Here is a 25,819-nt window from a genome sequence, read left to right as displayed (position 1 = left end):
CAGCTGGCGAAGTCAGTCAACCTTTGTGAAAAGTTTTTTTCGTATGTACGGTATTGTGAAAAATGGAGCTCGCCATGCATGACGAGGAAGGCGCGGATGCGCGGCCGATCGATGCGCGCATCCTGGCCGTCTATGACGAGCTGACGGCGAGCGAGCGCCGCCTCGCGTCGGTGGTGATGGAGGAGCGCAACAGCCTGTCGAGCTTCACGGCCGGCGAACTGGCGGCGCGGGCCAACATTTCCAACGCGACGGCCGCGCGGTTCTTCCGGCGGCTCGGCTACAACAGCTACAACGACGCCAAGCTGCATGCGCGGCAGGGCCGCGACTGGGGCTCGCCGCTCTACGAGCTGACCGGCATCGGCAAGAAGCGGCTGGCGCCGGGGGATTTCGGCCTGCATATCGCCCAGGACCTGCAGAACCTGACCCAGACCGCCGAGATGCTGAGCGAGGAATCGCTCGAGGCGGCGGCGCGCATCCTGGTCGGGGCAAGGCGGATCTGGGTCGTGGGTTTCCGCAATTCCATGGTGCTGGCGAGCTATGCCCGCGGCCTGCTGATCCACATCAAGGACGATGTCCAGCTGCTGCCGCTGGCGGGCATGTCGATGGGCGAGGAGCTGGCGAGCGTCCGCCCGGACGATGCGCTGCTGGTGTTCGGATTTCGCCGTCGCCCCGTCATCCTGCGCGAGGTGATGGCGGTGGTGCGCGAGATCGGTGCGCCCTCCGTGCTGATCGCCGACATGACGGCGGCACGCACAGCGCAGCTCGCGACCGTCACCCTGCGCTGCCACAATCGCGGCCACAGCCTGTTCGACAGCTACGTCGCGCCGATGAGCGTCATCAACTACCTCTGCTCAATGGTTGGGCAGTCGCTCGGCGAGCCGGCGATCGAGCGTCTCGGCCAGATCGAACGGCTGCACGAGCGGCTGGACCCGCTGGTGGTTCCGGGGCAGGGGAAGCGATCGCCCAAGGAGTAGGCAATTTATCGATTCTGGAACTAATTTTTCATCTTGCGGAGAATGTGAAAAAGATTTTTGAATTGGATGACGACGTGGTCAGGCCTTTTCATCGGGAACCGAGCATGGACTTTCCAATTCACCGCCGCAATTTTCTGAAGACGATCGCTGCCGGCGCGGCGTTCGGAGCCCTCGGTCCCCTCGGCCGCGCCCAGGCGGCAGAGGACCTGGTGTGGATGACATGGGAGAACCTCGCCAAGGACGACTACCTCAAGGCCTTCCTGGCCGACGGCAAGGTCTCGCTCACCAAGAACTTCATCGGCACCGATGACGAGCAGTTCGCCAAGCTCCGCGCCGGCGGCGCCTCGTCGGTCGACCTGATCACGCCCGGCCTCGACAAGGTCGAGTACTACACCGCTTCGGGCCTGCTGCAGCCGATCGACCTTGCCAAGGTGCCGAACGCCGCGCGTCTCTACGAGACGTTCAAGACTACGAAGCTCGGCAAGAAGGACGGCCAGACCTATGGCATCCCCTTCTACTGGGGCATCAATCCGATCGTCTATCGCGCCGACCTGATGGATGCGGAGCCGGACTGGTCCGTCTTCTTCGAAGGTGACAAATATGCCGGCAAGCTGGCGATGCGCGATTATGCGCTGGAGGCGATCATGATCGCCGCGCTCTATCTCGGCATCCCGCGCGACCGCATGTTCCAGATGGACGATGCCGAGCTCGCCGAGGTCAAGAAGGCGCTGATGGCGCAGAAGAAGCTGCTGCGCACCTACTGGAACTCGATCGCCGACCTGACCAACCTGTTCGCCTCGGGCGAGGTGGTCTGCGCCTTCTCCTGGGTGCCGCCCTATTACGACCTGAAGGCGCGCGGTCTCAACATGGGCATGGCGAAGCCGAAGGCCGGCGTCATCGGCTGGTGCGATACGGTCGCGATCCCGGCCGGCGTCACCGGCGAGCGCCTCGACGACACGCTCAGTCTCGTCAATTACCTGCTCGGGCCGGAATATGGCGCCAAGCTCGCCGTCGGCGGCCCCTATGCGCAGAGCACGGACTCCGCCCTCGCCGGCCTTTCCGAGGAACAGCGCAGCAAGATCTTCACCAATGATCTCTCGATCATGAACAGCTTCGTCTGGAAGGAAAACCCGGCCCGCTACAATGACTGGGTCGCGCTCTGGAACGAAGTGAAGGCAAGCTGACGCCGATGGACCGGACCGGACCTGGCATGAAGGAGGGGGCGCCCGCGCGCCCCCTCCTCGAAGCCGTCGCGCTGCACAAGAGCTATGATGCGTTCAGCGCCGTGCGCGGCGTCAATTTCAGCATCGCGCCGAACAGCTATGTGACGCTGCTGGGGCCGTCGGGCTGCGGCAAGACGTCGATCCTGCGCATGATCGGCGGCTTCGAGACCGTGTCGTCGGGTCTTCTGGAGCTGGACGGGACGTCGCTCGCCGAGGTTCCGGCCAATCGCCGGCCGGTCAACACCGTGTTCCAGAGCTATGCGCTGTTCCCGCATCTGACGGTCGAGGACAATGTCGGCTTCGGCCTGGCCTATACGCGGTTCGATCGCGCGACGATCGAGCGGAAGGTCGCCGACGCGCTCGCCATGGTAGAACTGGGGCCGCTCGCCAGGCGGCGGCCGCGCCAGCTTTCCGGCGGACAGCAGCAGCGCGTGGCGCTCGCCCGCGCCATCGTCAACCAGCCGCGCCTGCTCCTGCTCGACGAGCCGCTCTCGGCGCTCGACCGCCGCATGCGCAAGGACATGCAGATCCAGCTGAAGGACCTGCAGCGCCGGCTCGGCATGGCGTTCCTGCATGTCACGCACGACCAGGAAGAGGCCTTCGCCCTTTCCGACGTCATCATCGTGATGAACCATGGCCGCATCGAGCAGCAGGGCAGCCCGAGCGACATCTACAACCGTCCGGCGACTGCCTATGTCGCCGATTTCATCGGCGGCGCCAATCGCGTCGGCGGCCGGATCCTCGAGGTTGCCAATGGCGCCGACGCGGTGACGGCGACGATCGAAACGCCGCTCGGCCGGTTCACCGTGCCGGGGGTCGCCGGCCTGAAGCCGGGCGCGGCGGCGACGCTCTGCGTACGGCCGGAACAACTGGCGCCCGCCGCCCATGGCGCGTTCGACGTCACCGTGACGCATCAGGTGTTTCGAGGCGCCGAATGGCTGATCGAGGCAAGGGCGGCCGGCGATCTGGCGCTTGGCTTCGTGCTGCGCGACGGGACGCTGCCGGCGATTGGCGCGACCGTCCGGCTCGCCTTCGACCCCGCCCATGCCTGGATTGCGGCCGACGCCGCGCCGGAGGCTTGATCGTGGGGCGCTGGAACATCGGTTCCTGGCTGGCCTTTCCGGTCTTCGCGACGGTGACGGCGCTCTGCCTCGCGCCGCTCGCCGTGCTTCTGGCCTACAGCTTCTTCCAGGTCGATTTTGTTGCGATCGTCACCGACCCTACGCTGAAGAACTATGGCCGCCTGGCCGCCAGCGCCACCTATCGCGGCCTGATCCTGAAGGCGTTCCTGTCCGGCCTGCTGGTGGTCGCGATCACCGCCGTCATTGGCCATCCGGTCGCCTATTTCATCGCCAAGCGCGTCACGGTCTACAAGTCGGCGCTGCTTACCCTGCTGCTGGTGCCACTCTACACCGGCGACATGGTGCGCATCTTCGCCTGGCGCGTTCTGCTCGGCAGCGAAGGCGTGCTGAACGGCTTCCTGCTCTGGATCGGCGCGATCGACACGCCCATTCAGGCGCTGCTGTTCAGCCCGGTCGCCACCCATATCGTGCTGACCTACAATTACCTGCCCTTCATGGTGCTGGGCCTCTGGCTCGCCTATGAGGCCCTCGACAGCCGCCTGCTGGAGGCGGCGTCCGATCTCGGCGCCGGCCGCCTCTCGTCCTTCCGGCGGGTCACGCTGCCGATGACCATGCCGGGGCTGATCGCCGGCGGGATGATGGTGTTCGTGATGGTTGTCGGTGATTACCTGACGCCGCAGCTGATCGGCGGCGCGTCCGGCGTGACGATCATCAGCGCCATCAACGATCTCTTCGGAACGGCCTTCGACTGGCCGCTCGGTTCGGCAATCGCCTGGACCATGCTGGCCTTCCTCTGCCTGTTCTTCGCCCTGGCGGGGCTCGCGATCAGCCGCACCACCTGGAGCCGAAGCCTGATGGGGGGAGAATAGCCGTGTCGCGTCCGCTTCGCTGGGTCGATGCCTGGGTCTGGCTCGTCTACGGCTTCATGTATCTGCCGATCGCCGTCATCCTGATCTTCTCGTTCAACGACTCGGAGATGATCGCCTTTCCGCTGCGCGGCTTCACCACGCACTGGTATCAGGCGATCTTCGCCGACACGCGGCTGACCGGCGCGCTGGGGCTGACCTTCCTGGTCTCTCTGCCCGTGGCGCTGGCGTCGACGCTGCTCGGCGCCATGGCGGCGCTGGCGCTGACGCGCTACCGGCTGCGCTTCCGGGTCGCGTTCCTGGTGATGCTGTTCGTGCCGTTCCTGATTCCGAAGGTGATCCTCGCCGTCGCGCAGCTGATCCTGCTGTCGGAACTCGGCATCGAGCGCAGTCTCTGGACGGTGATCGCGGCGCAGACGATCATCATCCTGCCCTTCACCGTTCTGGTGATCGCATCGGTGCTGATACGGATCGATCGCCGTCTCGAAGAGGCCGCCGCCGATCTCGGCGCCTCCGGCGTCAGCATCTTCCGGCGTGTGACGCTGCCCCTGATGAAGAACGGCCTGCTCGCCGCCTATTTCATCGCCTTCGTGCTTTCCTCGTCGGAATATGTGCTGACCTCCTTTGTCAGCGGCCGCAGCCAGCCTCTCTCGATCCTGGTCGCCTCCGACTTCCGCTTCAACATCTCGCCGACCCTCGATGCGCTGGCCCTGCTGATCGTTCTGGCCAACCTGCTGCTGATCGGGCTCGGCGAATTCGCGCGCTTGAAGGCGCGCCGCTAGAGGACCTGCCATGGCTGATTTCGAGCTGATCCTTCGCGGCGGCACCGTCGTGACCGCCGCCGACACGTTTCGCGCCGATGTCGCGATCCGCCACGGCAGGATCGTCTCGGTCGGGAGCGGGCTCGGGTCCGCCGACCGCATCATCGACGCCTCGGGCCTGCTGGTCATGCCGGGCGGCATCGACAGCCATGTCCATCTCGCCCAGCACGCGCCGCCGGGCACCCCGCAGATGGCCGACGGCTTCGAAACCGGCAGCCGCTCGGCGATCGCCGGCGGCACGACGACGGTGATCTCCTTCGCGGTGCAGCCGCGCGGCGCGTCGCTGCGCGAAAGCGTGCGCGACTATCACACCAAGGCGGAAGGCCAGTCCTATTGCGACTACGGCTTCCACCTGATCGTCACCGACCCGACGCCTACCGTTCTCGGTCAGGAGCTGCCGGCGCTGGTGATGGACGGCTACACCTCGTTCAAGGTCTTCATGACCTATGACGACATGGTGCTGAACGACCGCCAGCTGCTGGAAGTGTTCGACTGCGCGCGCGGCTGCGGCGCGCTCGTCATGGTCCATTGCGAGGGCTATGATTCCATCCGCTTCATGACCGAGCGCCTCGAGCGCGCCGGCAAGACCGCCCCCTACTACCATGGCGCCTCGCGGCCCCAGAGCGTCGAGCGCGAGGCGACCCACCGCGCCATCAGCCATGCCGAGCTGGTCGACGTGCCGATCATGGTGGTGCATGTCTCCGGCCGTGAGGCGATGGAGCAGATCCGCTGGGCCCGGCAGAAGGGCCTGCGCATCTATGGCGAGACCTGCCCGCAATATATCGCGCTCACCGCCGATGACATGAAGGGCTTCAACATGGACGAGAGCGGCGGCAAATATGTCTGCTCGCCGCCGCCGCGTGACCACGCCAGCTGGGACGCGATCTGGGAGGGCATCCGCACCGGCGTGTTCCAGACCTTCTCGTCCGATCACTGCCCGTTCTTCTACGAGGGACCGGACGGCAAGCAGAACGCCAAGGGCAAGACGTCCTTCCGCTGGGTGCCGAACGGCATACCGGGTGTCGAGAACCGGATGGCGATCCTGTTCTCCAAGGGCGTCTCGGAAGGCCGCATCAGCGTCAACGAGTTCGTCGCGCTGACCTCGACCAACCACGCCAGGATGTATGGCCTCTATCCGCGGAAGGGCTCGATTGCCGCCGGGTTCGACGCCGACATCGTGCTGTGGGATCCGAACCGCAAGGAAGTCATCCGGCAGGAGCGGATGCATCACGCCGCCGACTACACGCCCTACGAAGGCATGGAAGTCACCGGCTGGCCGGTGATGACGCTGCTGCGCGGCAAGCCGGTCTTCGAGGAGGGACGGATCCTCGGCGAGGTCGGCGACGGCCGCTTCCTGGCCCGCGAACTCTCCCCCTACGCGACAAGCCCGGGTTCCTGACCGTCTCGTCCGCAGCGATCCAGGGCCGGCTCCCGTCCGAGGGGCCGGCCCTTCTTGTCAGGCGACCTGTCAGGCAGCGAACAGCTTGCGGTCGTCGCGCTGGGCGATGCCGTCCTTGACGACGGCAACCACCTTGTTGTCGGCATGGCCGAAGCAGGCGAGGCCATCATAGGGGTTGGCGTCGAGCACGACGAAATCGGCCCAGGCGCCCGGCGCGATCACGCCGGCCTTGCCGTCGAGACGCAGCACCTTGGCATTGTTGACGGTCGCGCAGCGCAGGGCCTCGACGACGCCGAGCGCCGCCTCGTGCATGGCGAGGCCGTCGCCCTGGTAGGTCTTCGGCGACCAGCAGAGATCCGTGCCATAGCCGACGGTGACGCCGCCGGCATGGGCGATCTTCAGCGAATCCTGGCCGAATTCGAGCACCTCGGCATTCTTGACCTGGTTTTCCGGCGCCCAGCCGAAATCCATGCCGAACTTGCCGTCGGCCCAGTAGGTGATCAGCGTCGGCACCAGCACGGCGTCATGCCTGGCCATGATCTCGGCCGTCTCGGGGGTGAGGAAATTGCCGTGCTCGATCGAGCGGACGCCGCATTCGACCGCGCGGCGGATGCCGCGGTCGGCATAGACATGCGCCATGACATAGCGGCCGCAGAGCTCGGCCTCGTCGGTGATGGCGCGGATCTCGTCGAGGGAATATTGCGGATGCTTGAGCTTGTCGCCCGGCGAGCTGACGCCGCCGCCGGCCATGATCTTGATCTGGTCGACGCCCTGGCGGGCGTTCTCGCGCACCGCCTTGCGGACGGCGTCGACGCCGTCGGCGATAACCGAGGTGCCGGTGCCCGAGGCGCTGCTGCAGCTGCAATAGTCGGCGCGGGCGCGGTGGTCGCCATGGCCGCCGGTCTGCGACAGGATCTTGCCGGAGACGAACAGGCGCGGGCCCTTGAACAGGCCTTTGTCGACGGCCGCCTTGTGGCCGGCATCGGCGCCGCCCGCGTCGCGCACGGTGGTGAAGCCGCGATCGATCATCTCCGACAATTGCCGGCCGGCGCGCGCCGTCATCTCGGACGGCAGCATGTCGCCGCCATCGTTGAACTGGCTGATGAAGACGTGGGTATGCGCGTCGAGCAGGCCGGGCGCGACATGGCGGCCGCCCATCGAGACCTTGCGGAGCCCGGCGTCGAGAGATGCCTGCGGCATGATCGCCTGGATCAGGCCGTCCTCGACGACGATGGCCTGGCCTTCGAGGATCTTGCCCGCGACGACGTCGACGATCCGGGCCTCGGTGATTGCATAGCGTGTCATGTTTTCGTCCTCAGTCGCGCGAGCGGGCTTCGTTTTCCATGCCGATGGTGCGGACGCCGTAGTCGTCCAGCTCGGCCAGGGCTTCGATCTTGCCGTCTTCGGTCACATAGCCGTTGCGCAGGTCGTATTCATGCGCCTTGGGGTCCCGCTTGGCCGGGTCGCCCCAGCCACCGCCGCCGGCGGCGTAATTGGCGAACATCTCGCCGGTTCGCAGGGTCTTGCGATACATGCCGACCTTGAGCTGGCGCGCTTCGCCCGGCCACAGGATCATGTGGTTCTTGAGCGGCGAGGGCTCGCCGCCGTTCAGCGCCCAATTGCCGGTCTTGGTCTTTTTCTTCATCGAGAGGATCTCGGTGTCGCCGACCATGCGCACGTCCCGGCGCACGCCGACGCCGCCGCGAAACTGCCCGCGCCCGCCGGAATTCTCGACCAGCTCAAGCCGCTCGTGGAACAGGTTCGACTGCCGCTCCAGCACCTCGATCGGCGTGTTGCGCACGGTCGAGGTCGAGGGGTGCTGCAGCGCGTTGGCGCCGTCATGGGCGAAGGTCGCGCCCCAGCCGATGCCCTCATTGTTCGAGATGACGAAGGTCTTGCCGGTCTGGTGATGTTTGCCGACCGCCATGAAGCCCGGCTCGTCGCCGCCCGATTGGGCCGGGATCCAGGGGATCACCGGGGCCAGCGCCTGGGCGATCATCTCGAAGGCGACCATACGGCCCCAGCCGACATAGCTCGCCGCGGGATAGACCGCGTTGAAGAAGGATCCTTCCGGGGCCACAACCTCCAGCGCGGCGTAGCAGCCGTGGTTCGAGGGCGTGTCGGGCGAGGTCAGGAACTTGAAATAGGTCTTGGCCATCGTCATCGTGGCGCCGAGCGGATTGTTCACCGGGCCCGCGACCTGCGGGCTCGATCCCGCGAAATCGACCAGGAATCGGTCCTCGGTGATCGTCACGGTGCAGAACATCCGGATCGGATCGCCGGTGACGCCATCGTCATCCAGCCATTCCTCGGCGGTCCAGGTGCCCTTCGGCAGCTTGGCCAGGGCCTCGCGGGTCTTTTGCGCCGAATGTTCGATATAGGCGTCGATGGCGGTCAGCACTCTTTCCTTGCCGAACTTGGCGTAGATCTCGCGGATGGCCTTGTCGCCGGTGCGCAGGCACGCGACCTGGGCGTTGAAATCGCCGCGGATCGCGTCGGGCAGGCGCGAGTTGGTTTCCAGGATCGCCCAGATGTCAGGATCCAGCGTGCCTTCCTTGATCACCCGCACGCCGGGCATCAACAGGCCTTCCTGGTGGACGTCGATGGAATCGAGGACGTAGCCCGCATCCTTGGCACCGATATCCAGCCAGTGCGCGCGCACGCAGATGAACATGTCGGCCTTGTCCGACCCGTCCAGGAAGATCGGCGAGACGAGGAGCGCGTCCGAGGTATGGGCCGAGCTCCAATAGGGCGTGTTCAGCATGACCACGTCGCCCGATTTCCAGGTGGCGGCCATCCCGCTTTCGATCAGCTTGCGCAGGCCATAGTCATTCGCCCCGATGAACGAGGTGATGCCCGCCGCCTCGGCCACCATGAGGCCATTGGCGTCGGCGATCGAGATGCCGAAGTCGAGCACTTCATAGATCACCGCATTGAACGCGGTTCGCACCAGCGTGCGGCGCATCTGCTCGGCGGCGGAGAGGAAGAGACCCGAAATGATCTCGATTTCGGCGGCTTTGCTCGTTCTCATCTTACTCTCCGACGCGCTTGACTGAGATCATGCCATGGGGATCGATGCTGGCGACCTGGCCGCTGAACAGCGGCAGGGACGAGCCGGCATCGACGATCAGGATCGGGCCCGGATAGCTCTTGCCGGGCTCAAGGCTGTCGCGCGTCAGCCGCAGGCAGTCGACATAGGCGCCGGTCGCCGGGTCATACATCCGATGGCTGCGGCTGCCCTCGCCCTCGACCCTGGCGGCGAGACCGGCGGAAAGATCGGGCTTCAGCGTCGGGATCACCAGCTTGACCATCATCGCGACGATCTCGCACTGGCTGTCGAAGGTATGGCCGAAGCGGTCCTTATGCATGGCCGAGAAGCGCCCGAACAGGGCGTCGGCGCTATCCTCGAGCGTATAGGGCACGCTCAGCGTATGTTCCTGGCCGACAAAGCGGATCCGGGCCGAGAAATAAGGCTCGGGCGTGACGCTGTCGCCGATATCCTCGATCAGCCGCGCGGTGCGCCGGCTGGCCAGATCGCCGGCGGCCGCGGCCAGGCGCGGCATCATCCCGGGGCCGACGACCTCCATCACCGACATCTGGTCCGAGAAATTGAGATCCGAGGCCATCATTCCCCAGGCCGAGAAGACCGAGGGCAGGGGCGGGATCACCAGCTCGGCCATGTCGAGCTCGTCAAACAGCATCGGCCCGAACAGCGGGCCGCAGCCGCCAAAGCCCAGCATGGCGAAGTCGCGCGGATCGAGACCCTTCTCCAGCATCATCTCCTTGACCGAGGAGGAGGTGCGCGAGATCAGCACGTCGAAGATCGACTGCGCCGCCATTTCGAGGCTGATGCCCAGCGGCTCGGCCACCTTGGCGATGATCGCCTGCGCGGCCGCATCATGGGCCACGCCCATCTTGCCGCCCATGAAATTGGTCGTGTCCATGTAGCCAAGCACGACCGCGGCATCGGTGACGGTCGCATCCGTGCCGCCGCGCCCGTAGGAGGCCGGCCCCGGCACCGCACCCGCCGATTGCGGGCCGACACGCAGAAGCGTGCCGTCGATCCAGGCGATCGAGCCGCCGCCGGCGCCCAGCGTGCGCAGGTCGAAGATCGGCTGCAGGATCGGGAAGACGTCGATATGCGCCTCGAAGACGTCGACCGGATTGTGGTCGACGATCAGGCAGGCGTCGAGGCTGGTGCCGCCGACATCGACGGAGATCACGTTCGGCCGCCCGGTTTCGCGCGACAGGTGCAGCGCGCCCGAGACACCGCCCGCCGGACCGGACAGAACCGTCGCGATCGGCTCGGCGTTGGCGAGGTTGAAGGTCATCGCCCCGCCGGAGGAGTTCATGACATATTTGTTGCCGGCGAAGCCCTTGCCTTCCATGCCGCCCGCGACGCGGCCGAGATAGTTCTTGAGGACCGGCTTGATGTAGGCGTCCATCACCGCGGTGCTGGTGCGCTCATATTCGCGGTACTCGTTCGCGAGCTGTACGCCGGACGATACTTCGCAGCTCGGCAGCGCCGCGCGGATCAGGCGCACGGCCTCTTCCTCATGCGCCGGGTTGGCGTAGGAATGCAGGAAGCTGACGGCGATGGCCCTGCAGCCCTCGACCTCGTGCAGTTCGCGCGCCGCCGCGACCACGGCCTCGGCGTCGAGCGGCACGACCTCGTTGCCGAGATAGTCCATCCGGCCGGCGACGCCGCGGGTATGGCGGCGTTCGACGATCTGCGCCGGGCGGTGATAGTCGAAGCGGTACATGTCCTGGAATTCCAGCGCCCCGCGCGAGATCTCGAACAGGTCGCGAAAGCCGGCATTGGTGATGATGCCGACCTGCGTGCCCTTGCGCTCGAGGATCGCGTTCAGGCCCAGCGTCGTGCCATGGACAAAATCAAAGATCTGGTCGGCCGGGACGCCCAGCGATCCCACCGCCTCGATGACGCCTTCGGCCGGGTCATGCGGCGTCGTCGGCAGCTTGAACGCGCGGACTTCGCGGGTCTCGAAATCGAACAGCACGACGTCGATGAACGTCCCGCCAATGTCGATCGAGAGCTTGTACCTGTCCATTCTTCCCTCTTTCAGTAGACCGCTGCCAGGAGGCGCGCGGTGTATTCGTGCTGAGGCTGCGTCAGGACCTGCGCGGCCTGGCCTTCCTCGACGACCTTGCCCTCGTGCATGACGTAGACGCGGTCGCAGAGCAGCCGCGACACGTTCAGGTCGTGCGAGATGAAGACCATCGTCAGGTTGTGATTGCGGATCAGCGAGACGAAGAGCTCGAGCACCTGCGCCTGGATCGAGACGTCGAGCGACGACAGCGGCTCGTCGCAGACGAGCAGCTCCGGCTCGACCGCGAGGGCGCGCGCGATGGCGATGCGCTGGCGCTGGCCGCCGGAGAATTCGTGCGGGTACTTGTCCGGGTTCTGGTTGGCGAGCCCGACCTCGGCGAACAGCTCGCGCACGCGCTTGTCCATCTGCGCCCGGCTCATGCCGGGCTTGTGCAGGATCAGCGCCTCGCGCACCGAGGCGCCCACCGTGGCGCGCGGGTTGAGGCTGCCATACGGGTCCTGGAAGATGATCTGGACCTTCGACTTGAAGTCGAAGCTCTCGCGCCGGGTGAAGCCGGTGACGTCGCGGCCCTGGAACAGGTACTGGCCGTCGTCGAAGCCGGTCAGCCGCATCATGACATTGGCGACGGTCGATTTGCCGGAGCCGGATTCGCCGAGCACGCCGACGACCTCGCCCGGCATGACGCGGATCGAGACCGGGCCGAGGGCGAAGCTGCGGTTCTGGACGAGGGCGCGGCTGCCGAAGCTCTTGGAAAGATTGTGCAGCTCGACGATCGGTTGCGCGGAGGACATCGGCTACGCTCCCATTCCGAGCAGGCAGGCGCTGAAGCGGTCGCCATGGCCCTGGTTGATCGGCAGGTCCTGGGTGCGGCAGGTCTCGGCGGCGTGGGCGCAGCGCGAGGCGAAGGCGCAGCCGCGCCGTCCGAAGCCGGCGCCGACCGGTTCGCCGGGGATCGAACGGATGTCGGAGAGCGCCTTGTCCCGCGTCGGCATGCAGTCGAACAACGCCTGCGCATAGGGGTGCACCGCGCGCGTGCCGATATCGGCCGTCGGCGTGACGTTCAGCAGCTGGCCGCCATAGAGAACGGCCATGCGGTCGACCGACTGCCGCAGCAGTTCGAGATTGTGGCTGATGAGCAGAACGGCGAGGTCGCGGTTGCGCGAGCGCTCCAGCAGGAGCTCCATCACCCGGCGCTGGGTGAAGGCGTCGAGCGCCGTGGTCGGCTCGTCGGCGATCAGCAGGCGTGGATCCTGCGACAGCGCGATGGCGATGACGATGCGCTGCCGCATGCCGCCGGAGAACTGGTCCGGGAACTGGCGGAAGGCGAGCGCCGGCTCGGCGATGCCGACCTCGGCCAGGAGGCCGATGGCGGCCTCGCGGGCGCGTTCGGATTTCTGCGGATAGCCCTTGGCCAGGTAGAGCGCCTCGGTGATCTGCTCGCCGACGCGCATGGTCGGGTTCAGCGACGCGAACGGATCCTGCGGGATGTAGCCGATGGCATGGCCGAGCCGCCGCTTCATCGCCTTCATGTAGCCGTTGAGAGGCAGCACCTCGCCGTCGAACGTCACCTTGCCGGCCGAGAGATAGGTGTCCTCGTGCAGGGCGAAGATGGTGCGCGTCAAAAGCGTCTTGCCGGAGCCGGATTCGCCGACGATGCCGAAGATCTCGCGCGGCCTGACCGCGAACGACACGCCGGTCACCATCGGGATCTCGAGGTTGCGCAATGTGACGGAGACGTTCTCGAGCTCGATGAGCGGGCGTTCCATGTCAGTCCTCGCTGTATCGTGCATCGGGGTCACTGCCGGCGCCGCGAGGTGGGATCGAGCTCCCGCCGCAGCATGTCGCCGATGACGTTGAAGCTGAGCGCGGTGAGGAAGATCGCGAGGCCGGGGAAGACGACGATCCACCAGCCATTGCTGACGAAGGAGCGGCCGTCGGAGATCATCGCGCCCCATTCGGGGGTCGGGATCTGCGCGCCGACGCCGATGAAGGAGAGGCCGGAAATGCCGAGCATGACGGCCGAGATGTCGAGCGTCACCTGGATGATCAGCACGTCGAAGGCGTTCGGCAGCACATAGCGGAACACCTTGCGCAGAGTCGAGACGCCGAGCGCGCTGGCGCTCGCCATGTATTTCTGCGCGAGGATGTCGCGCGTGATCATCCGGCAGAGCCGGGCATAGTTTGGCCACCAGGAGAAGACGAGCGCCCAGATCGCTGCTTCCAGGCTCGCGCCCATGGCGGCGGCGAAGCCGAGCGCCAGGATCAGCGGCGGAAAGCCGAGCCAGATGTCGGTGAGCCGCATCAGCAGGTTGTCGATGGCGCCGCCGAGAAAGGCGGAGGCGATGCCGATCGTGCAGCCGATCACCAGCGCGGAGAGGATCACCACCATGGTCGAGGTGAGGGTGAGCCGGGCGCCGGCGAGCAGGCGGCTCAGCACGTCGCGGCCGGAGCCGTCGGTGCCGAGCCAGTGCTCGGGGGAGGGCGGCAAAAGCTTGGAGCGGAAATCGATCAGCAGCGGATCGTGCGGGGCGAGCCAGACGCCGACGACGGCGACCAGGATGATCAGGATCGCCAGCGCGACGGACAGGCGCTCGACCGAGCTCTTGGGATAGCGGCGCAGTTCCGACCACATGGCTCAGGCCCCCTGGTGCTTGCGCGGATTGAGGACGTAGAGCAGCAGGTCCACCACGAGATTGGAGATCAGGAAGATGACGCCGATGACGAAGACGACGGCGACGACGCCGTGGATGTCGGACTGCGTCACCGCCTTGACGGCGTAGCGGCCGATGCCGGGCCGGCCGAAGATCTCCTCGACCAGCACGGTGGCGCCCAGCATCCAGCCGAACTGCATGCCGAACACGGTGAGCGCCGGCGTCGCGCCGTTCGGGAAGACGTGGCGCAGCATGATCCGCCGCTCGCCGGCGCCCTTGGCGCGGGCCAGCGTCACGTAGTCCTTGCGGAATTCGCTGATCATCGAGGTGCGGGTGATGCGGACGCCGACGGCGGTGAACAGGAGCGACAGCGCCACGGCGGGCAAAAGCAGATGCGACAGCGCATTGGCGAAGACGTCGGGCCGGCCCTGCAGGAGGCTGTCCAGCAGCACGAAGCCGGTCGGCGACTTGAAGGAGCGGAAGGCGAAATCGAGCCGTCCGGCGACCGGGAACATCTGCAGGTCGACGGCGAATTTCTGCTGCAGCAGGATCGCGGTCCAGAAGATCGGCAGGCCGGCGCCGGCGATCGATACTAGGCGGACGAGGTCGTCGAAGCGGGAGCCGCTGTAGCGCGCCGTCAGCAGGCCGAGGGGCAGCGAGACGGCGAGGTTGATCGCCATGGCGATCGCCACCAGTTCGAGCGACGGCGGCAGTTCGCGCAGGATGTCGTTCAGGATCGGCTGGTGGGTGAACCAGGACGTGCCGAAATCGCCGCGCAGGATGCTGCCGAGATAGATCGCGAACTGCACCAGGAAGGGCCGGTCCAGCCCCATCTGGGCGCGCACCTCGGCGATCTTCTCCACGCCGGCATTCGGTCCCGCCGCCACATAGGCCGGGTCGCCGGGCACCACATGGCTGAGCAGGAAGGTGATGAAGACGAGCACAAGCAGGGAGAGGATCGAGAAGCCGATCCGTTGAAGGATGTAAGACATTGGCGTTCCTGATCGTGCCGTCGGCGTTGTATCGCCCCGCCATGCCGGGCACGCGGGGCGATACGTTCTATTGCGGGCGGAGCCGGCCTATTTCAGGCCAATGTCCATGTAGTTGAAGGTCTGGTGGTGGGCCGGGTTGTAGACATAGCCCTCGACCTTGTCGGAGAGCGCCACCACCGAGCCGGGCAGCGACGCCGTGATGGCGACGTGATCGGCGCCGAGGAGCTTCTGCGCCTCGCGGTAGAGCTCGCCGCGCTCGGCCGGATCGGCGGAGAGGGCGGCGCGGTCGAGCAGGTCGTTGACCTTGGGATTGTCGTATTGCGACCAGTTCAGACCGCCCTTCAGCCCGGTGAACGCGCCGTTGAAGCTGGTGTTCAGGATGGCGTGCGGGTCGGGGAAGGCCGGGAAGCTGTAGGTGACGTTCAGATCCGCCGTCGTCTCCAGCTTGCCCATGGTCGCGGCCTGCGCCGGCCAGGTCATGCCTTCGGCCTTCAGGGTGATGCCGAGCTGGCCGAGGTTCGACTGCAGCTGCTCGACGGCGAGCTGTTCTTCCTGGATGGCCGGCAGGTAGCGCACGGTAAGCGTGGTGCCCTTCCAGCCGTTCTTCTCGACCAGGGCGCGGGCGCCCTCGAGGTCGAAGCCGGTCTCGGACTTCGGCTCGTAGCCCATCCAGGTCGGCGGCAACGGACCGTCGGCGAGCGTGCCGAAGCCGCGCAGGACCTGTTCCAGATGCAGCTTGCGGTCGAAGCTCATCGACAGCATGCGGCGGAATTCCGGATTGCCGGTCGGGCCGGCCGAGGCGGTGTTGATGGTGAAGAACAGCGGCGTCGCCGCCGCGCCGATATCGACGACATAGCCCGGCGTCGTCTTCAGCGTGATCTTGTCGTCGAGCGTGACGTCGGGCGCGATCTGCACTTCGCCTCGTTGCAGCAGCGCGAGCTGGGTCGACGGCTCCGAGACATAGCGGAACACGACGGTGGCGACGTGGTTGCCGTTCCAGCCGCCCCAGTATTCGGGCACGGCGTCGAGCGTGACCGCTTCGGTAGGGGCGTATTCGGAGATGTTGTAGGGGCCGGAGCCGGCCGTATTGACGGCGAGCCACTGGCGGGCATTGTCCTCGCCCATATGCGGCTCGACCATCGCCTTCGAGACGATGTAGATGCGCGACAGCGCCGAGACGAACGGCCCGAACGGCGCGTCGAGCTTTAGCGCCACGGTGTGGTCGTCGATCACCTCGGCCGAGCTGTAGCTGCCGAGATTGTTCATGACGCCGGCGTTCGCCGCCTTCAGCCGGTCGAGCGTGAACTTCACGTCGGCGGCGGTCAGCTTGCTGCCGTCATGGAAGGTGACGTCGTCGCGCAGCGTGAAGGTATAGGTGCGTCCGTCCTCCGAGATGGCCCAGCTCTTGGCCAGCTGCGGCGTCGCCTCGAGCTGGCCCGCCTTGAACTGGACGAGGGCGTCATAGACGCCGAGCAGCAGCTGGTCGACGGTGGAATTGGTCGCGTTGGCCGGATCCAGATTCTCCGGCGTCTCGTTTTCCGCGATCACCAGCACGCCGGTCGGAGCCGCCCAGGAGAGATTCGTCGCCGACAGCACCAGCAGTGCTGCCGCACTCACAGACAGGACGGGAGCCAGGAATTTCATGTTTTCGTTCCCCTTGGATTATTCTGGTATCCCACGCTAGCACCGCCCATTTGATTGTCAAACCTCTTTCCGGTGTCACGCCTGCCTCTTTGGCGGGCAGATTTGCCGGGCGAGGTTCAAGTCATTGGAATGTTTGGCTTTCACGGGGCCCTGAACGCTCACTGGCGCTCGGCGAGCTGGCGGCGCTGCGTCATCGCACGGGCCTGCGGCGCCACCATCCGGCCTTTCGGCGGGCTTGGCGGGGGTGACATTGGGGCGACGGGGGCCGGAGAAAAGGGGAGGGCTGGGCCGGCGGGCTCAGAGATTGCCGCGGGCGAAGGCGATCAGGCTTTCGACATGGGCGGCGACGGCGCGGCGGGTGCGCGCGATGTCTTCGGCGGCGATCGCATCCAGGATCTCCAGATGCTCGGTCGAATCGGGTTTCAGGCGGTCCTTCAGGCGGTCTATCTCGAACAGCCGCGTCGTCACGCGCAGGTCGCTCAGCACCTTGGCCATGACGGCGTTGCCGCAGAAATCCATGATCAGGCCGTGCAGCCGATCGTCGGTGTCCCAGTGATAGTCGGTGTGGGAGGCCGAACTCAGGATCAACTCGTGGACCTCGCGGCGCACGTCGTGCAGCTTGGCGCGGGGGATCATCGGCATGGCGAGAACGGCCGCTTCCGGCTCGATCAGCAGGCGCAGCCGCAGGCTCTGCAAATATTCGCCGATATCGACCTTGCGCACGACATAGTTGCGGCCGTCGCTCTTCCAGACCATCCGCTCGCCTTCGAGGCGCTGCAGCGCCTCGCGCAACGGCGTGCGCGAAATGCCGAGCGCCTCGGCGAGCGGCGCCTCGAGGATCGACTGGCCGCCTTTCAGGCGGCGCTGCCGGATCATGTCGGAAACGGCGCGATAGGCCTGGGCGCTCAGATTGGCTCCCAAGCCCCTCGCCGGCTTGCTGAGTTGGGCCAGTTCGTCCATTGCCTTGCCGCCTGTCCTTGGCCGATTCACCTGTCCAGCCGCAGCGGGCTGGTATTGCGGTCGCGGCGCATCACTTTGAAATCGCGGTCACTTTCAATCCGGCGCGATCCCGTACATCCTATATCGTGTGCATGACGCGGCAAAGGTTGCAAGATGTTCGAAGACGAAACACCCGAGACGGATTCGAACCTTGGCGAGGAGGTCTACGCGGCGCTCCTCAAGGATATTCTTGCGGCGCGGCTGCCGGGCGGCACGCCGATCCAGCAACGGCGTCTTGCGCTTCAGTACGAGGTGTCGCGCTCGCCGATGCGGCATGCGCTCAGCCGGCTGGAAGGAGAGGGCCTGCTGGTGCGCGACGACACGGCCGGCTTGGTCGTCCGCACGATCACCTTGCGCGATTATCTCGACAGTCTGGAGATGCGCATGCTGCTGGAGCCGGCCGCCGCCGCCAAGGCGAGCGGCAATCCCGACCGGCAGCGCCTCGACGTGATCCACCGGCATTTCCTCGCCCTGCAGGAAAATCCGGCCCCGGATCTCGAGGATGTCTGGACCTTCGACGACGAACTGCATGACTACATCGCCCAGCAGAGCGGCAATTCCTTCATGTTTCCCTTTGTCCGCGACCTGCGCCGCTACACCACCATCTTCGAGCGCCAGATGCCGGTGATCCGCATCAAGCCGGGCATGCGTGAGCATGCCGCCGTGCTGGAGGCGCTGCTCGACGGCGAGGCCGAGGTCGCCCGCGCCGCCATGAGCTTTCACCTCGAAATCGTCCGCACCGGCGTGCTGAAGCGCTACTGAGCCGTCGCAGCAGCGGTCGCGTCGATCCGCCCGCGACGGTCCGGCGCGGGTTGCTCCCTTGCGTATTCAGGTGGGATACCGCAATAATCCAGAAAGGGTCGCAGGACGGGCAGCCATGGCCGCGCGACCGGCTAGAGCGGATTGCAATGTCTGGATTGGATCGAATGAAGAAGAATTTCCGCGGCGTCTTCACGGTGATGATCACGCCGACCCGCGTCGATGGCTCCGTCTCCCTCGACGGCATGCGCGACTTTACCGAGTGGCAGATCCGCCAGGGCATCCATGGCCTGATCCCGCTCGGCTCGACCGGTGAGTTCCTGTCGCTTTCGGACGCGGATCGCCGCTCCGTCGCGCGCACGGTGATCGAGACGGCGAAGTGCCGGGTTCCGGTGCTGATCGGCACCGGTCACGAGGATACCCGCGAGGTCATCCGCCGCAGCCGCGAGGCCGAGGAACTCGGCGCCGACGGCGTGATGGTGATCCCGCCCTTCTATTCGACCCCGACCGACGACGAACTGGTGGCGCACTACCGCGCCATCGCCGAGGCGATCTCGATCCCGGTCATGGTCTACAACAATCCCGCCACCACCAATGTCGACATGGGGCCGGAGCTGCTCGCCCGCATCGCCGAGATCGACGGCTGCGACTACGTCAAGGAATCGACCATGGACGTGACGCGCGTGCGCGACATCATCCGCCTGGCCGGTGACCGGATGACGGTGTTCGGCGGCATCATGGGCTTCGAGAGCTTCGTGATGGGAGCCGAGGGCTGGGTCGCTGTCGCTTCCAACGTCGCGCCGGCCGCGATGGTCGAGATCTTCGAGCGCACCGCCGCCGGCGACTATGACGGCGCGCGCGCCGTCTACCGGAAATGGGTGCCGCTGATCCAGGCGGTCGGCGGCCAGGCCTATGTCGGCGGTTCGAAGGCGCTGCTGCGCCATATGGGCTTCGACGCCGGCGCGCCGCTGCCGCCGCGCCTGCCCTTGCCGGCCGGCCGCGATGCGGCGATGAAGGCGCTGGTCGACGAGTTCGGACTGCGCTTCGCGCTCTGATCCTTGGCCGCCGCTCGGAGACGGAGATGACCATAAAGCCCGCTGCGCCGGCCGCTTCCGCCGGTGCCTGCCGCATCACGATCGACGGCGTTTCGCGCGTCGTCGAGCCGGGTCTCTCCGTCGCGGCGGCGCTGGTTGCGACTGGCGAAATCGGCTTTTCTCGGTCGAAATCCGGCGCGCCGCGCGGCGTCTTCTGCGGCATGGGCGCCTGTCACGACTGCCTGGTGACGATCGACGGGCGCACCAGCCAGCGCGCCTGCATGTCGCCAGTCGCCGACGGCATGGTCATCGATCGCCAGAGCGCGCGGCCCGACATCCGGGATCCCGGCCTTCGCGACGTCGGAGTGCCGCCCCGAGCCATTCCGGTCCGTCCGGTCGAAATGCTGGTGATCGGCGCCGGTCCGGCCGGGCTCAGCGCGGCTTCTGTTGCCGCCGAGGCCGGCATCGAGGTCGTCGTCCTCGACGAGCGCAAGAGCGGAGGCGGCCAGTTCTTCAAGCAACCGGAGACCGCGCCGGCGCGCGTCTCGCTGGCCGAGGACGCCCAGGCGGGCGCCGGCGCGGCGCTGATCGCGCGGGCCCGTTCCGCCGGCGCCGTCATCCTCGGCCAGACCCTGGTCTGGGGCGCCGAGCGGCGCGACGGCGAATTGCGGATCGGCTGTCACGGTCCGGAAGGCGCGGTCTACTTCGCGCCGCGTCTGCTGGTGATCGCGACCGGCGCCTATGAGCGGGTGCCGGCGGTGCCGGGCTGGACGCTTCCGGGCGTGATGACGGCCGGCGCGGCGCAGACGCTTTTGCGCGCCTATGGCACCGTGCCGCCCGGCCGGGTGCTCGTCGCCGGCAACGGCCCGCTTGATTTCCAGGTCGCGCTCGAACTGCACAAGGCTGGCGCCACCGTCGTCGGCGTCGTCGAGGCGGCCGCGTCGCCCTATCGCAAGTCGCTCGCGGCCCTTCAGCTTCTCGCCGCCGATCCGGCGCTGGCGCTGGCCGGCACCCGGCAGCTGCGCCGGCTCGCGAGCGCGGGCGTGCCGGTGCACTGGAGCGCGCGCATCACGGCGATCCGGGGGGAGGGGCGCGTCACCGGCGCTTCCGTGACCGCCGCCGCCGGTGTCCACGAGATCGAGGCCGACACGATCCTGCTCGGCGGCGCCTTCGCCTCCGACAACAGCCTGTCGCGGCTGCTCGGCTGCGCGCATGACGTCGTCGACGGCGCGCTGGTGGCGCGCCGTCAGCCGGATGGCGAAAGCTCGCTGCCGGACATCCATATCATCGGCGAGGCGGGTCGCTTCGGCGGCGCGCTGGTGGCGCAGGCCGAGGGCGAGCTGGCGGGCCGCGCGACGGTCCGCAAGCTGCGCGGAGCCGCGTCCGGCGACGTCCGCCTGGCGCTGCGGCGGCGGGCGCGCAGCCTCGCCTTCCAGTCGGCGCTCTGGAACCTGTTCCGCCCGGCGATCGAGCCGCCGTCGCCGACGCCGGACACGGTGATCTGCCGCTGCGAGGAGGTCACGCGCGCCACGCTGGAGCGGGATGCCGCCGCGGCGGCGCCCGATCTCGCGACGCTGAAGCGGCTGTCGCGTTCCGGCATGGGCCGCTGCCAGGGCCGCTATTGCAGTCATCGGCTCGGCGCGATCGCGGGGGCGCGGCAGCCGGCGAGCGAAACGCAGGATTTTGTCGCGCCGCAGATGCCGATCCGGCCGGTGCCGCTTGCTTCGCTCGGCGTCGAGAAGCCGGAATGGGGTGGTCACAAGCGGGCGCTGCTGCCGGATCGGGCACCGCTCGACGGCGCGCCGCGCTTGCCGGAGACACGGGTTGACATCGTCGTCATCGGCGCCGGCGTCGCCGGCGTGTCGACGGCGCTGTTCCTGGCGCGCGGCGGCGCCGACGTCGCCATCCTCGAACACGGCTTCTCGAACGGCGTCGCCTCGGGCGGCAATGCCGGCAGCCTGCACGCCCAGCTTCTCTCCTTCGACTATGGCGCCCGCGCCGAGGCCGGCGGGGGGCCGGCGGCGCGCACGCTGCCGCTGCAGCGCGATTCGATCGCGCTCTGGGGCCGGTTGCAGCAGGAGACCGGCCGCGATTTCGAGATGAAGATCACCGGCGGCCTGATGGTCGCCGAGACCGAGGCGCATCTCCGTTTCCTCGAGGCGAAGACGGCGCTGGAGCGGGCGCAGGGGATCGAGAGCCACGTCATCGACGCGGCGGAACTGGCGCGGCGCGAGCCGGCCCTCAATCCCGAGTTCGTCGGCGCGGCCTGGTGTCCGCAGGAGGGCAAGATCAATCCGCTGGTCGCGACCCGCCATCTGCTGGATGCCGCCGGTGTCGCGGGGGCCATCCTGCACGAGCGCTGCAGCGTGCTTGCCATCTACGCCGAGTCGGGCGGCTTCCGGATCGAGACCTCGCGCGGCCCCGTGCTGGCGCGCCGCATCGTCAACGCGGCCGGCGCCTTCGCAGGCCAGGTCGGCGGGCTGCTCGGCTGCGAAATCCCCGTCTTCGGCGCGCCGTTGCAGATGGTGGTGACCGAGGCGGCGGCTCCGGCGATCACGGCACTCGTCGCCCATGCGGATCGCCATCTGACGCTGAAGCAGGCGGCGAACGGCAATTTCATCATCGGCGGCGGCTGGACGGCGGGCCTCGATCCCGTTCACCACCATCCGCGCCCCCGGCTCGACAGCCTCGAGGGCAATCTCTGGGTGGCGCAGCATGTCGTGCCGGGCCTGCGCAAGCTGCATGTGATCCGCAGCTGGGCCGCCATGAACATCAACATCGATGGCGCCCCCATCCTCGGCGAGGATCCGCGCCAGAAGGGCCTGTTCCACGCCGTCACCTCGAACGGCTACACGCTCGGCCCGATCATGGGCGAGATGACCGCCGCCCTCGTTCTCGGCCGCGATCCCGGCCGTGATCTCGCCGCCTTCTCGCCGGCCCGATTCGGCTGAGGGAGGATCCGACGGTCTATCCGAACGGTCCATTATTGCTTACGCTGGGGCATGGTGGTGATTTGCCACGGGGCCCCCGAAATGGCGCGATTTTCCTCATTTCCGTGCGCAAGACGGCGGACGAATCGTGTTGCGCCCATCGGCGCGGGCCTCATCCTCCTGCTCGCCGGCGCGGCGGCCGCGCATGCCGAAGATCCGAAGCCGATCGAATACAGCTTTCCGGACGGGACGGTGGTGCGCCTGTCCGGCCAGGTGAACATGGGCTATCTCGGCTATGACGATGGCCAGCAGAGCTATGGCAATTTCGTCGACAACGACAATTCGAGCACGCGCGCGCGCATCCAGCTGTTCTCCAGTCCGAATTTCGACTGGAGGTTCGAGGCCATTTTCGAGGTCGAGTACCAGCCGCTCGCCTCCAACGTCGTCAGCCAGCTCGACGACCGGCCCGAATGGAGTTTCGATCAGGGCGACATCCGCAAGGCCGAGGCGGCGATCAGCAACAAGAGCTACGGCAAGCTCTGGCTCGGCCAAGGCAGCATGGCGAGCGACGGGACGGCCGAGGTCGACAAATCCGGCACGACCGTCATCGCCTATGCGAGCGTCTCCGACACGGCTGGCGGCTATTTTTTCCGCGCCCCCGGCGGCGCGCTTTCCGACGTCACGGTCGGCGACGCCTTCAACGATTATGACGGCCTCAGCCGCAAGTTCCGCATCCGTTACGACACGCCGACCTTCGGCGGCTTTGGCGTGCAGGTTTCCTATGGCTATGACTGGCTCGTCAGCGATCCGAAGCCGATGTACGACGTCGCGGCGACCTATGCCGGCACTTTCGGCGACGTCGAGGTCGCGAGCGCGGTCGGGCTGTCGCGCAACGACCAGAACGAATCGACCCGCTTCGACGGTTCGTTCTCGGCGCTGCACAAGCCGAGCGGCATCAGCATCACGGTCGCCGCCGGCGAGCAGGACGCCGCAGGACCCACCGGCTATTACGGCTATGCCAAGCTCGGCTACGAGCACGCCTTCTTCGACGCCGGCAGCACCGCCTTCTCGATCGACTATTACCTCGGCAGCGATATCGCCAATGCCAGCTCGGACAGCAGCTCGATCGGCATCGCGGCGGTGCAGAACGTCGACGCCGCCAATCTCAAGCTCTGGCTGCTGTGGCGGACCTATTCCTATGACGAGGCCAGCCTCTCCTTCGACAGGGGCCAGGCGATCTTCGGCGGCGCGCTGGTAAAATTCTGACACGATTCCGCCGCGGAGGCCTATGCTGCGGAGTGTTGCGCGGCTGACGCCTGCACGGCAGCGGTCTCGCAGATTGGGCATGCGGAGGAGGCGCAGGTGGCGCTTGCAGCTCATTCCCCGAAGACCGTCATTTCCGATCCCCGGCCGGCCAGGGCGTTTTCGAACGAAGCGTTGAAAGGGCCGCGGCCATGAGTGGCGATCGACCCCTCGTTTCGCAGGGCCGGCGCTGGCGGTTGCCGCTTCTCGCCGGCCTCGCCGGCTATCGCCCCGCCTGGCTGAAGGAGGACATCTCCGCCGGCCTCGCCGTTGCCGCGGTCGGGCTGCCCAGCGCCATCGCCTATCCGGCGATTGCCGGATTGCCGCCCGAGACCGGCATCTATGCCAGCATCTGGCCGCTGGTCGCCTATGCGCTTCTGGGCCCGTCGCGGCAACTGATCGTCGGACCGGACGCCGCCACGGTGACGATCCTCGCCGCCGTGCTGTCGAACGTGCTGGCGGGCGGGGCCGCCACGCCGGCCGACCGCGTCGGCGTGGCGGCGGCGCTCGCCCTCGGCGTCGGGCTGCTCTGCCTGCTCGCCCGGATCCTGCGCCTCGGCATGCTGGCGAGCTTTCTTTCCCGCCCGATCCTCACCGGCTTCTTCGCTGGCGTGTCGGTCTCGATCCTGATCGGCCAGATCGACCGCTTCACCGGGCTCGACATCTCTGCCGACGGCCTCGTGGCGCCGATCGTCGAACTGTTCCGCGAGGCGCACGCGATCCATGGGCCGACGCTCGTCCTCGGCTTCGTCATGTTCGCGCTGCTCCTGGTCGCGAAGCGCCTGCGATCGCCGATCCCCGGGCCGGTGCTGGTCATCATCGTCTCGGCGCTGCTCTCCTACCTGTTCGATTTCGCCGGGCACGGCATCGCCGTCGTCGGCGACGTGCCGGCGGCCTTGCCGTCGCTGTCCTTGCCGCGCATATCGATGAGCATGCTGCCGGCGCTCCTGCTCGGATCCGGCGCCATCTTCCTCGTCTGTTTCGGCTCGGGCATCGTGACGGCGCGAAGCTTCGCCGTGCGCGGCGGCTATGCCGTCGATCCCAACCGCGAGCTGACCGGCTTCGGCGCCGCCAACATCGCCGCCGGCCTTTGCGGCGGCTTCGCCGTATCGGCTTCGGATTCGCGCACCGCCGTCAACGCGACCATCGGCGGCCGTACGCAACTGGTCAGCCTGATCGCCGCGTCGACACTTGGCCTCGCGCTGTTGCTATTGACCGGGGCGCTTGCCGTCATCCCGATTCCGGCGCTTGGCGCCATCCTGGCGGCCACCGCGCTCAGCCTCATCGATCTGACGGAACTCCGCAATCTCTGGCGCATCAGCCGGGCCGAGTTCGTCTTCGCCCTGATCGCCATGTGGGGGCCGATCGGCCTCGGCGTGCTCAACGGCGTCGTCATCGCCATCGGCGCTACCTTGGTCTATCTGATGCAGAAGCTCATGTACCCGCGCGACGCGCTGCTGGGGCGCATCCCGGGTCGCGAAGGCTTCTACAAGCTGCATCGCTTCCAGGGCTCCCAGCCCGTTCCGGGCATGACCGTCTGCCTGATCCAGGGCAGCCTGCTGTTCTGCAACAGCGACTATGTGAAGTCCCGGCTGGAGCGGATCGCCCGCGAGCAAGCCGGCGACGGCACATGGCTGGTGGTGGATGCGAGCGCCATCCCGCAGCTCGACAGCTCCGCTGCGGCGATGCTCGACGAGTTGCGTAACGAGCTCGCCGCGACCAACGTCACCCTCGGCCTCGCGGAAATGCATGCCGATGTGCGCGCCCTGCTCGATCGGGCCGGCGTCTCGGCGCGGATCGGCTCCGGCATGATCTTCGCCAGCCTCGAGGATGCCTATCTTGCCCGCACGCATGTGCGCCAGCGTTCCGCGCGGCCGGAACCTCCGGAGCCGGCCTAGCGAGACGTTCGGTTCTGCGTATCCCCGCTGATCGCCTGCCCAGTCGGTGCGCTTGCATCCAGCGGCCAGCCGGCGCTGAATGCTCGTCGGATAGCCCGAAGGATGTCGGTCTTGGTCGATGCAGCAGGAAGGCCCGTCTCCCGCGACGCCCGGTTTGCCGATGCGAGGCGGCTGCC

Annotated in this window: 20 protein-coding genes; 11 read left to right on the top strand and 9 right to left on the bottom strand. The window is 67.1% G+C overall.

Annotated elements, in window-relative coordinates; genetic code table 11:
* The first annotated feature begins 74 nt into the window (after positions 1-74).
* The 6 genes from WFK98_RS16820 to hydA all read left to right on the top strand — a co-directional run bounded on the left by WFK98_RS16820 (position 75) and on the right by hydA (position 6,365).
* Positions 75-974, top strand: coding sequence for a MurR/RpiR family transcriptional regulator (locus WFK98_RS16820; protein WP_266338921.1), 900 nt, complete (start codon positions 75-77; stop codon positions 972-974).
* A 104-nt stretch (positions 975-1,078) separates the two neighbouring features.
* Positions 1,079-2,158, top strand: coding sequence for an extracellular solute-binding protein (locus WFK98_RS16815; RefSeq protein ID WP_266338920.1), 1,080 nt, complete (start codon positions 1,079-1,081; stop codon positions 2,156-2,158).
* A 26-nt stretch (positions 2,159-2,184) separates the two neighbouring features.
* The gene (locus WFK98_RS16810) at positions 2,185-3,279 is read left to right on the top strand and encodes an ABC transporter ATP-binding protein (RefSeq protein ID WP_336801037.1); all 1,095 of its coding nucleotides are present in this window, start codon (positions 2,185-2,187) and stop codon (positions 3,277-3,279) included.
* A 2-nt stretch (positions 3,280-3,281) separates the two neighbouring features.
* Complete coding sequence (locus WFK98_RS16805; protein WP_266338918.1) at positions 3,282-4,148, top strand: ABC transporter permease; 867 nt, start codon at positions 3,282-3,284, stop codon at positions 4,146-4,148.
* Positions 4,149-4,150: 2 nt separating this feature from the next.
* A complete protein-coding gene (locus tag WFK98_RS16800; protein ID WP_336801036.1) occupies positions 4,151-4,927 on the top strand; it encodes an ABC transporter permease in 777 nt (258 codons plus the stop codon).
* Between the two features lie 10 nt (positions 4,928-4,937).
* Entirely contained in the window at positions 4,938-6,365 is a 1,428-nt protein-coding gene (gene hydA, locus WFK98_RS16795) for a dihydropyrimidinase (RefSeq protein WP_336801035.1), read from the top strand.
* 69 nt (positions 6,366-6,434) lie between these two features.
* On the opposite strand, the gene WFK98_RS16790 is transcribed toward hydA, so the two are convergent.
* From WFK98_RS16790 to WFK98_RS16750, 9 genes are all read right to left on the bottom strand, one after another.
* Positions 6,435-7,670, bottom strand: coding sequence for a metal-dependent hydrolase family protein (locus tag WFK98_RS16790; RefSeq protein ID WP_336801034.1), 1,236 nt, complete (start codon positions 7,668-7,670; stop codon positions 6,435-6,437).
* A 10-nt stretch (positions 7,671-7,680) separates the two neighbouring features.
* Positions 7,681-9,396, bottom strand: coding sequence for a hydantoinase B/oxoprolinase family protein (locus WFK98_RS16785; RefSeq protein WP_336801033.1), 1,716 nt, complete (start codon positions 9,394-9,396; stop codon positions 7,681-7,683).
* Between the two features lies 1 nt (position 9,397).
* On the bottom strand, positions 9,398-11,434 hold the full coding sequence (locus WFK98_RS16780; RefSeq protein ID WP_266338913.1) for a hydantoinase/oxoprolinase family protein: 2,037 nt from the start codon (positions 11,432-11,434) through the stop codon (positions 9,398-9,400).
* Between the two features lie 11 nt (positions 11,435-11,445).
* The gene (locus WFK98_RS16775; RefSeq protein ID WP_266338912.1) at positions 11,446-12,225 is read right to left on the bottom strand and encodes an ABC transporter ATP-binding protein; all 780 of its coding nucleotides are present in this window, start codon (positions 12,223-12,225) and stop codon (positions 11,446-11,448) included.
* Positions 12,226-12,228: 3 nt separating this feature from the next.
* On the bottom strand, positions 12,229-13,200 hold the full coding sequence (locus tag WFK98_RS16770; protein ID WP_266338911.1) for an ABC transporter ATP-binding protein: 972 nt from the start codon (positions 13,198-13,200) through the stop codon (positions 12,229-12,231).
* Positions 13,201-13,229: 29 nt separating this feature from the next.
* Positions 13,230-14,066, bottom strand: a complete 837-nt coding sequence (locus tag WFK98_RS16765) for an ABC transporter permease (RefSeq protein WP_266338910.1) — start codon at positions 14,064-14,066, stop codon at positions 13,230-13,232.
* Between the two features lie 3 nt (positions 14,067-14,069).
* Positions 14,070-15,077: an ABC transporter permease gene (locus tag WFK98_RS16760; protein WP_266338909.1), complete on the bottom strand. Its 1,008-nt coding sequence runs from the start codon at positions 15,075-15,077 to the stop codon at positions 14,070-14,072.
* A gap of 87 nt (positions 15,078-15,164) precedes the next feature.
* The gene (locus WFK98_RS16755) at positions 15,165-16,721 is read right to left on the bottom strand and encodes an ABC transporter substrate-binding protein (protein WP_266338908.1); all 1,557 of its coding nucleotides are present in this window, start codon (positions 16,719-16,721) and stop codon (positions 15,165-15,167) included.
* A gap of 297 nt (positions 16,722-17,018) precedes the next feature.
* Positions 17,019-17,681, bottom strand: a complete 663-nt coding sequence (locus WFK98_RS16750; RefSeq protein WP_266338907.1) for a GntR family transcriptional regulator — start codon at positions 17,679-17,681, stop codon at positions 17,019-17,021.
* A 153-nt stretch (positions 17,682-17,834) separates the two neighbouring features.
* On the opposite strand from WFK98_RS16750, the gene WFK98_RS16745 reads away from it, so the two are divergent.
* The 5 genes from WFK98_RS16745 to WFK98_RS16725 all read left to right on the top strand — a co-directional run bounded on the left by WFK98_RS16745 (position 17,835) and on the right by WFK98_RS16725 (position 25,643).
* Positions 17,835-18,482: a GntR family transcriptional regulator gene (locus tag WFK98_RS16745; protein WP_266338906.1), complete on the top strand. Its 648-nt coding sequence runs from the start codon at positions 17,835-17,837 to the stop codon at positions 18,480-18,482.
* A 164-nt stretch (positions 18,483-18,646) separates the two neighbouring features.
* Positions 18,647-19,534 (top strand): dihydrodipicolinate synthase family protein, encoded by an 888-nt coding sequence (locus WFK98_RS16740; protein WP_266338905.1) that lies wholly within the window; start codon positions 18,647-18,649, stop codon positions 19,532-19,534.
* A gap of 26 nt (positions 19,535-19,560) precedes the next feature.
* Positions 19,561-22,464 (top strand): FAD-dependent oxidoreductase, encoded by a 2,904-nt coding sequence (locus tag WFK98_RS16735; RefSeq protein ID WP_336801032.1) that lies wholly within the window; start codon positions 19,561-19,563, stop codon positions 22,462-22,464.
* 231 nt (positions 22,465-22,695) lie between these two features.
* Positions 22,696-23,709: a hypothetical protein gene (locus WFK98_RS16730; protein WP_336801031.1), complete on the top strand. Its 1,014-nt coding sequence runs from the start codon at positions 22,696-22,698 to the stop codon at positions 23,707-23,709.
* Positions 23,710-23,897: 188 nt separating this feature from the next.
* Entirely contained in the window at positions 23,898-25,643 is a 1,746-nt protein-coding gene (locus WFK98_RS16725; protein WP_336801030.1) for a SulP family inorganic anion transporter, read from the top strand.
* Positions 25,644-25,819: the final 176 nt, after the last annotated feature.

The organism is Kaistia sp. MMO-174, from assembly GCF_037147815.1.
GTDB lineage: Bacteria > Pseudomonadota > Alphaproteobacteria > Rhizobiales > Kaistiaceae > Kaistia > Kaistia nematophila.
Note: the sequence above shows the minus strand (reverse complement) of the source record. Positions and strands in the feature narration are given on the sequence as shown.

Excerpts from the sequence above, each read along its gene's own strand:
- WFK98_RS16820 (WP_266338921.1), top strand. The coding sequence starts at position 75 with ATGCATGACGAGGAAGGCGCGGATGCGCGGCCGATCGATGCGCGCATC.
- WFK98_RS16815 (WP_266338920.1), top strand. The coding sequence starts at position 1,079 with ATGGACTTTCCAATTCACCGCCGCAATTTTCTGAAGACGATCGCTGCC.
- WFK98_RS16810 (WP_336801037.1), top strand. The coding sequence starts at position 2,185 with ATGAAGGAGGGGGCGCCCGCGCGCCCCCTCCTCGAAGCCGTCGCGCTG.
- hydA (WP_336801035.1), top strand. The coding sequence starts at position 4,938 with ATGGCTGATTTCGAGCTGATCCTTCGCGGCGGCACCGTCGTGACCGCC.
- WFK98_RS16790 (WP_336801034.1), bottom strand. The coding sequence starts at position 7,670 with ATGACACGCTATGCAATCACCGAGGCCCGGATCGTCGACGTCGTCGCG.
- WFK98_RS16785 (WP_336801033.1), bottom strand. The coding sequence starts at position 9,396 with ATGAGAACGAGCAAAGCCGCCGAAATCGAGATCATTTCGGGTCTCTTC.
- WFK98_RS16780 (WP_266338913.1), bottom strand. The coding sequence starts at position 11,434 with ATGGACAGGTACAAGCTCTCGATCGACATTGGCGGGACGTTCATCGAC.
- WFK98_RS16775 (WP_266338912.1), bottom strand. The coding sequence starts at position 12,225 with ATGTCCTCCGCGCAACCGATCGTCGAGCTGCACAATCTTTCCAAGAGC.
- WFK98_RS16770 (WP_266338911.1), bottom strand. The coding sequence starts at position 13,200 with ATGGAACGCCCGCTCATCGAGCTCGAGAACGTCTCCGTCACATTGCGC.
- WFK98_RS16765 (WP_266338910.1), bottom strand. The coding sequence starts at position 14,066 with ATGTGGTCGGAACTGCGCCGCTATCCCAAGAGCTCGGTCGAGCGCCTG.
- WFK98_RS16760 (WP_266338909.1), bottom strand. The coding sequence starts at position 15,077 with ATGTCTTACATCCTTCAACGGATCGGCTTCTCGATCCTCTCCCTGCTT.
- WFK98_RS16755 (WP_266338908.1), bottom strand. The coding sequence starts at position 16,721 with ATGAAATTCCTGGCTCCCGTCCTGTCTGTGAGTGCGGCAGCACTGCTG.
- WFK98_RS16750 (WP_266338907.1), bottom strand. The coding sequence starts at position 17,681 with ATGGACGAACTGGCCCAACTCAGCAAGCCGGCGAGGGGCTTGGGAGCC.
- WFK98_RS16745 (WP_266338906.1), top strand. The coding sequence starts at position 17,835 with ATGTTCGAAGACGAAACACCCGAGACGGATTCGAACCTTGGCGAGGAG.
- WFK98_RS16740 (WP_266338905.1), top strand. The coding sequence starts at position 18,647 with ATGAAGAAGAATTTCCGCGGCGTCTTCACGGTGATGATCACGCCGACC.
- WFK98_RS16735 (WP_336801032.1), top strand. The coding sequence starts at position 19,561 with ATGACCATAAAGCCCGCTGCGCCGGCCGCTTCCGCCGGTGCCTGCCGC.
- WFK98_RS16725 (WP_336801030.1), top strand. The coding sequence starts at position 23,898 with ATGAGTGGCGATCGACCCCTCGTTTCGCAGGGCCGGCGCTGGCGGTTG.